Source organism: Gorillibacterium terrae (genome assembly GCF_051594785.1).
Classification (GTDB): Bacteria; Bacillota; Bacilli; order Paenibacillales; family NBRC-103111; genus Gorillibacterium.
This window is the reverse complement of record NZ_JBPPGI010000001.1, coordinates 1,203,724-1,215,322: the sequence shown is the minus strand read 5'-3', so window position 1 is coordinate 1,215,322 and position 11,599 is coordinate 1,203,724. Positions and strand designations below refer to the sequence as shown.

10 protein-coding genes are annotated in these 11,599 nt (G+C 48.0%); all 10 read right to left on the bottom strand.

Annotated features, from left to right (window positions below; all coding sequences use genetic code 11):
• Nucleotides 1-11: 11 nt before the first annotated feature.
• The 10 genes from ACSEXS_RS05295 to ACSEXS_RS05250 all read right to left on the bottom strand — a co-directional run bounded on the left by ACSEXS_RS05295 (nt 12) and on the right by ACSEXS_RS05250 (nt 11,592).
• Nucleotides 12-1,028 (bottom strand): alpha/beta fold hydrolase, encoded by a 1,017-nt coding sequence (locus ACSEXS_RS05295; RefSeq protein WP_438432123.1) that lies wholly within the window; start codon nt 1,026-1,028, stop codon nt 12-14.
• Between the two features lie 50 nt (nt 1,029-1,078).
• Nucleotides 1,079-1,846, bottom strand: a complete 768-nt coding sequence (locus ACSEXS_RS05290) for a class I SAM-dependent methyltransferase (protein WP_438432122.1) — start codon at nt 1,844-1,846, stop codon at nt 1,079-1,081.
• A 570-nt stretch (nt 1,847-2,416) separates the two neighbouring features.
• Nucleotides 2,417-2,893 carry a hypothetical protein gene (locus ACSEXS_RS05285; protein WP_438432121.1) on the bottom strand — a complete coding sequence of 159 codons (477 nt, stop codon included), beginning with the start codon at nt 2,891-2,893 and terminating at the stop codon, nt 2,417-2,419.
• A gap of 16 nt (nt 2,894-2,909) precedes the next feature.
• Nucleotides 2,910-4,346, bottom strand: a complete 1,437-nt coding sequence (locus ACSEXS_RS05280; protein WP_438432120.1) for an AMP-binding protein — start codon at nt 4,344-4,346, stop codon at nt 2,910-2,912.
• Between the two features lie 32 nt (nt 4,347-4,378).
• Nucleotides 4,379-5,746 carry an ABC transporter permease gene (locus ACSEXS_RS05275; protein ID WP_438432119.1) on the bottom strand — a complete coding sequence of 456 codons (1,368 nt, stop codon included), beginning with the start codon at nt 5,744-5,746 and terminating at the stop codon, nt 4,379-4,381.
• Nucleotides 5,747-5,762: 16 nt separating this feature from the next.
• The gene (locus ACSEXS_RS05270) at nt 5,763-7,022 is read right to left on the bottom strand and encodes an ABC transporter permease (protein WP_438432118.1); all 1,260 of its coding nucleotides are present in this window, start codon (nt 7,020-7,022) and stop codon (nt 5,763-5,765) included.
• The gene (locus tag ACSEXS_RS05265) at nt 7,019-7,699 is read right to left on the bottom strand and encodes an ABC transporter ATP-binding protein (RefSeq protein WP_438432117.1); all 681 of its coding nucleotides are present in this window, start codon (nt 7,697-7,699) and stop codon (nt 7,019-7,021) included. The genes ACSEXS_RS05270 and ACSEXS_RS05265 overlap by 4 nt, the downstream gene beginning before the upstream one ends.
• 35 nt (nt 7,700-7,734) lie before the next feature.
• Nucleotides 7,735-10,047, bottom strand: coding sequence for an ACP S-malonyltransferase (gene fabD, locus ACSEXS_RS05260; RefSeq protein ID WP_438432116.1), 2,313 nt, complete (start codon nt 10,045-10,047; stop codon nt 7,735-7,737).
• Complete coding sequence (locus ACSEXS_RS05255; protein WP_438432115.1) at nt 10,044-11,327, bottom strand: beta-ketoacyl synthase N-terminal-like domain-containing protein; 1,284 nt, start codon at nt 11,325-11,327, stop codon at nt 10,044-10,046. The genes fabD and ACSEXS_RS05255 overlap by 4 nt, the downstream gene beginning before the upstream one ends.
• A gap of 16 nt (nt 11,328-11,343) precedes the next feature.
• Entirely contained in the window at nt 11,344-11,592 is a 249-nt protein-coding gene (locus ACSEXS_RS05250) for a phosphopantetheine-binding protein (protein WP_438432114.1), read from the bottom strand.
• Nucleotides 11,593-11,599 lie beyond the last annotated feature (7 nt).

Below are 11,599 nucleotides of genomic sequence, written 5' to 3'. Positions count from 1 at the left end.
CATTCGACAAGTTATTTTGCTAAAAAGTCCAATACGGTTTTCTGGAAATTTTCCGGTTCTTCCAGAAAAGACCAATGGCCGGAGTGATCGAACTTGACCAAGGTAGAGTTGGGCAAGTCTTGATGTAAGGTCAACTGATCCTTCGTGGAGATAACCTCTTTTTCTGCAGCACCGTATATAATTAAGGTGGTTTTATCAAATCCGGGGAGCCGGTCCTTCAGACTGAAGCTTTTCATCGTCTTAAAAACGGACATCATCGGGGCATAGGAAGCGGGGCCGATATCCAGCTTTTCGTCGTCTGCGGGTTTATAGAGCGTCGATTTGTAATACTCGGCCATCCGCTTGCTGTACCACTGATTGACGGCTTTGGGGCTTCCCATTGGCGGAAGCGTCCGATACAGTTGGAGCAGCATGCCCGGTTGCATGGTGGACTTAATAAAGGGGGTGGAAACCAAAATCAGCTTATCCACTTTATCCGGATGGTCCAGGGCATACTGCAGCGCGACAATGGCGCCAAAACTATGACCCAGAAGAGTAACCGGCTGAGTTTTTCCAAAATGATTGACGATGACATCCAGATCATCTGTGAGTTGGGCAAACCCATAATTCTGCAATTCACTTTTCGACTCGGAGTTCCCGCATCCGCGTTGATCGTAATAGATGACCTGATTTTTTTCATTCAAAAAATCCAAGTAATTGTGGAAATAATACGAGGACAATCCCGGCCCTCCATGGATGGCGATAATGGGCGCTCCCTGCGGATTGCCCGTCTGTTTATACCAGAGATTGAATCCATTTACTTCGAGGAGTTCTCCTTCTCCGTTGGGGATCCCGGCAGACGCCACCGCCGCTTTTGTCGGGGTGATGTCGAAGTATAGAAGGATGCCGGCCAGCGACATCAACACCAACAGTCCGCCCATAATCAGCAGGCCGATTTTCAACCAACGGCGGGATTTTTTCTTCGGTTGTACAGCTTCCGCGGAGATACGCGGTTCCGCTTCCATTGCTAAGCCTTGTTCAGCTTCCATTGGTAGCCCTCTTTACGGTTTAGATTCGGTTTTTGTCCGTCGACGGTCATTCATCTTTTGTAACCGGCTATCGTCAATACCTTTCGCTTCCAGAACAGCGTATCGTCTTTCATGTAAAGCCATTGGGAGATAAGTGGATCATCCAATCCGGCCCGGACCATTTCTTCAATGGCTGCTTTGGCTTCCTCGGTTTGAACCGCATGATTCACATAATCATAGAAGTGCATGGGAGAAACGGATACCAATGCCCGATGCACTTCCACGTTGTTATGCTTATACAAGTCGACAAATTCTTGCTTGGATAGCGTCCGATGATGGCATGGGTCGATCACCAGCTCCAGCCGTTCAAAGAAATCATCAAGTTTTGCATCATCGTACGCAATGATATCCTGGATACAAATTCGCCCTTGAGCTTGGCAGTAATGCTTCATTTCCTGAAAGACCGCTTGATAGTTTTTCATATGATGATACGCCGCTTTCGAACTGACACAGGAGAATCGCTCATTCTCGAACGGTACTTTTTCCACATTGCTGCAGAAGAACGCTATGTTCTCCACTTGGCGTTCTCTGGCGTTTGCAGTCGCCACCTCAATCATTTTCTCGGAGATATCCACTCCCCAAACCGCCTTGGTCCGCCGGGCCGCATAAATGGCAAATGCGCCTGTACCGCAAGCCAAGTCCAACAGTTCGTCATCGGAGCCCAGTCCATAGAACTCCGCCAAAAATTGGTGGTTTGTTTCGTTCTGTGTCATCGTCCAGTTGTCAAATTTGATCGCCTGTTTATTAAATTGCTCTCTGACGTTCCAACTCTCGGCCATCGTGTTCACCTTTCCATTCCCGGCCCTCTAGGCCCCGTTCGATTTCCTTCGCTTGAATCACGCTTTCTTCAATGAAAACAGAGTGTAGATCGTTTCAATGTCATGGGATTCTTCCAAAACCCATGAGGTTTGGGATAAAATTCGCAGGAGCCCCTCAATCCCAAGGTATCGGATCTTCACTCCGACAAATTCTGTGAATCCCAGATACCCCCGATTGACATGCTCCCGGTCAAAAATTAACGAACCGGTGACCCGAGCATCCGCCGGAGAATGGAAATAAAAATGGTTCAGATTCTCGATAATCTCGGAATCCGAACCATACTCGTACAGACCGCCCTCCGATGAACAGAGCTGAATCCAATCGGACCTCTCCAAACTCATCCTGCGCAATGCCTCCGGCTGACGCCAGTCATAAGGAACAATATGGAGATGAATGTCCAGACCATGGAACCTCTCTCCCGGCCGTTTCAATACATCCATGCACCGTTTGGCAAAGTTGGGTCCAGAGGTATCGATATCTAAAATGTCGATCTCGATTTTCCGCCCCAGGAGTAATTTCGGGTGCGTTTCCTAAATGAGAATCAGGGTGTTGATGCTGTCTGCAGCTGCTCCCCCGGCGATATTGAAGAAGCAGAGGTTACGTTCCGGGGATTGCATGAGCTGGGGCAGCAGAATTTGGGATTGATAGCGGCAAAGATCCCTCATCCTGATCCGAAGCCCCATGAAAGAGGTTTGCTTTAATGCCCACTTGTCCCGAAATCCCAATTTGATTCCCCGGCTTAACTCGGGACCGAGCTTGTATAGCATGGTTCGCATCCCGCTCAGATGAGAATTATCGACATTCGACATTTTCACAAAGATGTTCTGGATAAAGCCCGGCATCTTTTTTAAGGAATCAATGCTGCGGGCGGATTTGAGGCAATTCAAATGATACGCCTGTTCATCAATGCTTTTATGGAAGAGAGGGTGGGTAATATCCAGAATCGGCAATTGAATTCCATTCTCGAAAGCAGCATAGGAAATCCGCTGATCGTGATTTACCTTCATGATTTTCTACTTCGCCTCACTTGACGGATGATGTCGGATCTAATTGAAACCGTATGCTGGCGTAATCGACCTTACCGTATGAATTCCGGGGGATTTGTTGAACCGGAATCACCTGAATGAGATCAAGAGGGATTTTAAACCGGGTAAACACTTCTTTCCGAACGTTGTTCAATGTCGCCATCGGTACATCCACCGACTCTTCCTGATGGTATGCGATCATCAGCATTTCGTCCTGTCCGCCAAGATAGCAATGGTATCCCAAACCCTGCAGATGGTTCTCGATCTCCGACAACCCGATACGTTTTCCCAGAATTTTCAGGAACCGGTTTTTGCGGCCGGTTATATAATAGAATCCATCTGCGTCGAAATAGCCGATATCACCGGTGAGTAAGACATCGTTTAATTGATCGCTTTTTGCAAGGTCTTCCCGGTCATACCCATACCCCATCATAACATTCGGACCCTCGTAGATTAGCTCGCCCTGGGCCAAAGGTTCCGTAACCGAGTTTCCCTCCTCATCGCAAAGCCGGAGCTTTCCGCCGGGGATCGCTTTACCGATACTTCCCGCCTTGGTGAGGTTATAGGCCGGGTCCAAGTACGCAATTCGGGCAGTGGCTTCGGTAGCACCGTACATCATCCAAAAATCAAATTTCTTTAACCGGGAAAGCTCCGCATATTCGAGTGCCAGCTCCTTGCCGAGCTTTCCGCCGGCTTGGGTCATATAGCGCAAAGAGGGCAATTCCATTTGAGAAAACCCGATTCGTTTTAATATTTCATAGGTATAGGGAACCCCGGTTAGGGAGGTTCCCCCTTCCGCCTTAAAGAAGTCCCAAAACTCCTGTTTGACGATGGGAGCATCCGTTAAAAGTATCGTCGCCCCTACGGTTAAATGGCTGTTCATCACCGATAATCCATAGGAATAATGCATCGGCAAATTGGTTATCGCCCGCTCGGTATCCGTTAAGCAAAGATAGTCGGCGATGGATCTGGCATTGGCTGTCACATTCTTTTTCGCCAGCCGCACCAACTTGGGAGAACCGGTCGATCCCGAAGTGGAGAGCAAGACAGCTAGCTCCGGATGGATCTCCGGCTGCCCCTCCCAACGGTTCTCGATTAATTCGTAGTCCTTGTACTTGACAACGCCTTGGCTTCTTACAGGCCGCCAAATAAAATCCGGCTTGTAGGTGGAAATTAAGCGATCCATCATGTCGCTGTCCAAATGGGCATCAACCATCATGGCGGTATGATTGCTTTGCACGGCGGCCAAATAACCAATCACCGTCTCCATATTGTTTTGAGCAAGGATCATCACCAGCTTCTTATTCCGTGCTTCCAAAAACGGCTGAAAGCGATGGCATTCCCGAATTAAGTCGCTATACGAGAAATGCTCGCCCGATGGAGTGATGATAGCCTTACGATCTGCAAATGCGGCCAAGTTAAATAATGGATCCATTTCCGACGCCACTCCCTTCGATACCGATCCGGTTATGAACCTACAGATTTCCCCTGATTGGATCGGGGAGCCATTCCCGCGGATGTACGGCGGAAGAATATGGTGAAAAGCGATATTTTCCGCTGCCGTTTCAGCATTAGATCCGTGATGTTCTGATAGCACAATTTGAGTCCCGGGCCGATTGAAGAGATCATCGTAAACAGGCTGATGGTCAAAAAGGCGATGATCCCGTCTTCGATTTGCAAATTGGGATAAACGCTTTCGCCTCCAAGGATCGTGGTGATCGCACCCGAACCCATATAAATTCCGGTATGCCCAAGAATCAAGACCAAGGGGATTGCCACGATCAAAGCCGCCAGCATGGAGAGGAGGGACAGGAAATAATACTCGAAGAAAATAATCAAGAAGCACTGAAACCGGCTGTAGCCAATCGCCCGAAGGGTTCCAAATTCTTTCATGCGTCCGAACAGATTCATCTTAATCGTGGAGTAAATGCCGAGGGCAATGACCCCCAATAAGAAAATGACAAAGAAATCGAAGGACGCCTTTAACAAGGTCGAAGTCGTCGTGAAGAACGAGGAAGCCGTCTCCGAAGATTCCGCCCGCAAGATGGGACTGTCGCCGGTAAAGTATTGATCCAATTTGTGGGCAAAGGCTTCTCGTTGGCTCGGATGCTTCAGAAAAATTTTCCCCATATCAAAGAAGCCGTCGTCAAAATGAAAGAGTTCCTTGGCATTGTCGTAAGACATAAACGCGTATTTGTTGTCATAGATCGCCATATCGCTGTAGATGCCCGTAATCACGAAATCTACCGAATTAGTCGCTCCAGTGGGGGTTACCGCATCAAACGTTACGGTGTCTCCCATTTTCAGATGGTCCGCTTCGGCTTTGGCCGCACTGATACAAACGGAATGGTTTTGTTCCGACAGCAACTCTCCTTGATCCATCTTCACGGTTTCGCTTTGAAGCAGCCTCTCCTTGTATTGCGGAGTCAGGCTGAAGACTTTCCCGGTATCCACCATATCCCCTTTTGCCATTTGGGCATTCCGCACGATGGTGGGGTAATAACCTTGAATCTCCGAGGAATGATCCTTTACAAAGGTCTCCAATCGGTGAATGGCCCGTTGATTCTGGTCTTGCTTCTCCGCTTCAAAGGCCTGAATGGCCAGCAGCCTTGACGGATCGGAACTTTTGACCTTCTTGGTATCCTCCCAGATGACCGCTACATTTCCGGACTGAAGATTGACGTAGCTTTTGGTAACCTGCTTTTGCGCGCCGTTCATCACTGCGCTTGAAATCAGCAAGAGGAATAACGACAGCCAGATCGCCAGACCGATGAACAGGGAGCGCTTTTTTTTAATCAATATGTTGCGAAAGGCAATCTTAAAAATATTGGTCATATTCTTTCCCCTTTGACTAAATTTCCTTTAAAGTTTCGACCGGTTTTAAGGAGGCCGCCTTTAATGTGGGATAGAGTGACGAAATCAAGGCAAAGAATAAGATGATCAGGAATTGAGGAATAATCTGGCCGGCATTTACCTTCATGTAAAAGTGATCCCCCAGCAATTTTCCCAGGACAGGCCCCGTATTCAGGCCTTGCTTGGAGAAGAACAAGACCAGAAGGGAACCGGCGCCCGTTCCAATTAAAGTGAAAAAGGTTACAATCAACATGATTTCTCCCATAAAAATTTGAACAATTCGGAATCGGCTGAACCCGATGGCCCGCAACGTTCCAATATCCTGATACCGCTCCAAGCTCATCATGTTCACCAGATTAATAATTAACAGGCAGCTTATCAGCATGAGAACGACAAGGAAGCTGTAGAAGGTCATGACATACAGATCGACTCCGCCCAGAATCGTCCCGCCCATGGTCTTCCAGGTGGACAGCTTTACCTCATCCGGGGAAAGGCCTGCCGAATTCAAATCCGACAGGATGGATTCCTGCGTCTCGGCGATCGTCGCCCGATCTTTGGTATACAGAATGTAATCCGTGACTTCTCCGGCCTGAAAGCCCATTAGTTCCTGGGCGCTCTTCAAATCGACGTAGGCATAATCAAACTGAGCTGTGGCAGAATTGAGGTCCAGATTCCCAATCCCAACCACTTTTAAATCCAGTTGCACCGGTTTTCCGTCCTTGTTCTGTGCCGAGATGCCAACCGTATCGCCGACTTTGACTTTAAGCTGTTCGGCTTGAGTTTCGGTAAGCATCATCTGATGAGCTTGATTCGGTGTAAGAAACTTGCCTTCGATCAGTTTGTACGATTGCTGATAGTGGGTCGCAGTCGTGTCCAATCCGATGATCATCGCCGGGAGTTTCCACTTATCGTAGAGTAACATGGCATTTTCCCGCACCCGTTTAACATAGGTCAATCGTTTCGTCTGGGAATCCAAATAGTGATCCAGCGCCACTGTCTGTTTCCCGTTCAGATAATCTATTTCCCCCCAGTTTTTGTTGATGGTTGCCATGTCTCCTTCCTGGGATTGCGCAGACCGGATTTGAAGCTCTCCGGTCAGGGAATTGATAATCTGATCCTCCATATTCGTCTTCATGGTTGAGACGAACGACTGAAAGAAGACCATCAGAAAGCTGATAAAAAAAATAAACAAGCCCAGGATGATGGATCGCCAGCGATTAACAAAGATATTTTTGATGGAAATTAAAAATATCTTCATGATACATCCTCACTTTCGATCAAGCCGTCCTGCAAGTGGAAAATCCGGTGCGCTTTTTGCATAACTTTGGGATCATGGGTTGAAAAGATAAAGGTGGTCTTCTCCCGCCGGTTGATTTCTTGCATCAGTTCAACGATTTCCATCCCGGTCCCAAAGTCAAGATTGGCAGTGGGTTCATCGGCCAAAACCAATTTGGGTTTCGTCACCAGCGCTCTGGCAATGGCTACCCGTTGGCGCTGCCCGCCGGAAAGCTCGGACGGTTTATGCTTAATCTGGCCGGAGAGTCCCACCTCTTGGATAAAATGGTTGACCCGTTCTTTGCGCTCGGACGAGGAGACATCCTTCATAATCAAAAGCGGCAGTTCCACATTTTCATAGACATTCAACACCGGGATTAAGTTGAAAGATTGAAAAATAAATCCGATCGTATTCGACCGGATTCGGTTCAACTCTTTTTCCCGCAAATCGCTTACTTTCTTATCGAGAATCCAAACTTCACCGCTGGTCGGATAATCCAGACAACCGATCAGTTGAAGCAAGGTTGACTTGCCGCTCCCCGAAGACCCTGCGATCGAAACAAATTCGCCTTGTTCAATTTGTAAATTGATCCCCCTGATAGCCGGGACAATGGTTTTCCCCAAATAATAGTTTTTGGTGACGTTTTTTATCGAAATCACTGCCATCCCTCCCACAATTAGAACCTCTCATCGGACTATCCAACCATTTCCGTGAAGCGTTTGTTCAAGAATTCTGCCGCGCCTTGCATTATTTTTTGTGCAATTTCGTCGACATGTCGGTTTCTCCAGTTTTCTTGCTCCGTTCCTTTCATCCATTGGTTAAATGCCCCCAAAGCGGGACCGCAATGCACTTGATAATCCACCTTACTCTCTACATTTCCGTTTAATGCCAGTTGCGTGCTGTTTGCGAAATACCATTTGAAAATCAATGCCATTTTATGCTTCGGGTTCGATTCGGCCTTCTCGATCTCCCCGGGAGGGTAATAGCTTTTCAATTCCTCAAATATGCTAGCAAAGCTGCGTTTAAAGTATTTCTCCTGAATTTGAACCTTGGTCTTATCATCCAGTTCATCAATCGAATTGTATTGAGAATATAAATGGTACAGCTTATTCGCTCTGGCGGGGAAAAACACACCCTTTTTCAACACCTGTACCTTGGCTCCAAATTCAAACATATCTCCCGCAGGTGCCAACTCGGTATCCTGGACATTCACTTGCTGCAGCAAATCCTTGACCGAATCGTGGGTATTCGCCTCCACTGTACATTGGTTGATCGATCCGGTTACGATGTAATCCGCCCCCATGACAAAGGCGGCAGCGGCGGCCTGTGGAGTTCCGATCCCTCCGGCAGCCCCGACACGCACGAGAGCCGGATAGCGATGCTTCTTCATCATATCGTCGCGAAGCACCGTAATCGCAGGCAGCAGAGCATAAGCTACGCCGCGGTCCGTGTGTCCCCCGGAGTCTGCTTCCACAGTCAGGTCATTCGCCATCGGTACATGCGACAACAGGTCGGCCTCATCGGCTGTAATCTTATTCTCCTCCAGCAGTTTATCCACCATCCGCTTCGGCGCCGGGCTTAAAAACGCTTCAGCGACTTCCGGTCTGGATAGTTTGGCGATAATCCTGTTATCAGTCAGGACATTCCCCTGTCTATCCCGCCTTAAGCCTTTCGCCTTATATCGAACCAAAGCTGGGGTAATACCAAAAAAGGCGGAAGCCTCAATCGTTCTTACCTTATATTTCAATAACAGATCAACGATTTGATGTTCCATCTCCGGATGGTTAAGGTTATGCAAAAAGTTCAAGCCATAAGCCTGTCCAGCCGACAGCTCCCTTTGGATGAACTGAATATCCGATTCAATCGCTGCCAGCTTCATGCCGCCGATACCCAAAAAGCCCATCATACCGGCTTTCCCCATTTTTACAACCATTTCCTTCGAGGCCACTCCATGATACATGGCACCTGTTAAATAGGCATAGGTCAAACCGTATTCCTTCTTAAAATCCTTATTTCCAAACGAAGCAGCGGAAAGCTCCGCAGGCTTGTGTACCGCGACGATTTCGATTACCTCCGCCGCTTGGGTACCGACTATCTCTTCGGCCTCTTCGACCTCTTGATCCGTCTCCTCCATTTCTTCGGTCCCTGTAATCGGTTCTGCTTCCGTTCGTATACGCTTAAGCATGCCGGTAAGAGTCTTGCCGGTTCCTATTTCTTCAAAAGTCATCTCTCCGCGTCCGATCAGATACCGAATGCTGTCTGTCCATTGAACAGAATGGGTGATTTGCTTGACCAAATTCGTTTTAATGGATGTTTGCCGATAGGGTCTCGCGGAAACATTGGAAATAACGGCGATCTCCAAGCGCTGAACCGGCATCTCGTTTATGTATGCTTCAAATTCCCGCTGTGCATGTTCCAAATACCTGGAGTGAAAAGCGCCGCTGACATTTAAGGGCGCATACATTTTTACATCTTTTTGGGATTCGAATACGAGCTTGGCTTTATCGATTTCAACCTTAGGTCCGGATATGACAATCTGGGTGGGAGAGTTGTAATTGGCGATATCAATTTGACCTAACCCTTCGGTATCCAGAACCTCCCGCACCTGCTCGCCCGTCAAGCCGATTACCGCAGCCATTCCGCCGCCATGGGCTTTCCCCATTAATTCTCCCCTTTTTTTCACGAGCTTCAGCCCCGTCTCGAAGCTAAAGGCATTCGCTGCGAATAATGCATTATATTCACCCAAGCTATGGCCGGCAACGTAATCCGGCACTATTCCGGTTTCCTGCGTTTTCTTGAGATACAGCAACGAATTAACAACATACAAGGCCGGTTGGGTAAATTGGGTAAAACCGAGTTTGTCCTCGGGGTCCTCCAAACACAACTCCCGAATTGAATAGCCCAACAGTTGATCGGCCGATTGAACCAAATCGGGAAATTCTTCAAATAGCCCCTTGCCCATTCCCTTCTGTTGAGATCCTTGTCCCGGAAACATATAGGTAATCATTGTGACCCTCCTCTGCCAATGATAAGACTTGTGTTGATCCCCCCGAAGCCAAATGAGTTGCTTAATGCAAGCTGGATCGATGCCTCGCTATAATGACTTTGACTAAATCGAAACGTCTGGTCGATAGGCCGTTCCAAATTGAGATTTGGGTGGATAAATCCTCCGTTTAATTGAAGAACCGTCGCTATGGCTTCTATCACCCCAGCGGAATATAGACAATGACCGGTTAGACTTTTGGTTGAGTTAATCCAGATGCGCTCTTTCTCTTTGCCGCATAGCTTAGATAGTGCTTTCAGCTCTGTCCTGTCCCCGAGAGGAGAAGAGGAGCCGTGAGTATTTATGTAATCGACCTCGTTAATACTCTTGTTCGCTTGCTTAAGAGCGTTGGCCATTGCTTGCACTTCCCCGTCTTCATTCGGGTCAGACAGCCTGTTGCCATCCAGAATAAGAGAAGTTCCAAGAATTTCAGCCCACCGTTTGGCTTGTCTGGCTTTGGCGCTTTCCATTGATTCAAGAATGAGGCATCCGCTGGCCTGCCCATAGATGAAGCCTTCATGGTCGGCATCAAAGGGGCGACAAGATTGTTCAGGTCGATCGCGGTAGGTTTTTCCCCCCATAGCTCCGATGTTGTAGAAAGCCTGAAACTCCATAGGAGAAAAATCTGCTGCGGCGCCTACTACCACACAAGCATCAACAATTCCAAGCCCGATTAATTGGACTCCCTTGATAATGCCCACATTACCGCTTGCAGAAGCTCCCCCTACCGTGAAACCTTCCCCTCTTATGCCGAAAATCTCGCTTAACGTCCCCACATGATCGGTATCCATGACATGCAAGGCATAACGGGACGATAAGAATTCGGGATTGCTTTTGAATTTCTCATGTAAATCATATTGGAAACGGTTGGTCAGATTATTCCCAGCTACGACAAGCCCGACTCTTTGCATGTCATAATCGGAAAGATAGAGACCAGAGTTTTCCCACGCTTCAAGGGCTGCCCCGACACCGTACTGGAGGGATACCGGAGAACGCCTGGCACTCGTTTGAGCTTTCTTGATGATATCCGTCATTTTGGGGTCGGTAGTCCTTTTATTCGATGCGAGAGCAAAGTCTCCAATTTCGGCTCCGATTTTAACCGGTAGGTCGACATCGAAACTTCGATGCAAATGGCCAATGCCGCTCTTTCCCGCTTTAAGTGCGGCTTCAAAGCCTGCCAGATCTTGTCCGATGGAACTGATTACGCCCATGCCGGTTATGACAACAGTACGATGGCTTCTCATTTTATCACCCGAAAGTTCATTGCTTATTGTAGAGAAGATCAATGATACCCTGAATGTTGCTTAAATTTCCAAACTCAACAAGCGGAACTTTTCGATTGGTCAGTTCCATCGACCTGATGATGATATCCATCCGATCTACCGAGTTTGCTCCGATGTCCCTTAAACTCATCTCTGGTTGAAGTTCGCTGATTTCGAAGTCAGGGAGAATCTCCTGGATTGCTTCCTGTACAGCTTGGTAAATAGACTCTTTGTTCAATCCGAGCACCGTCCGT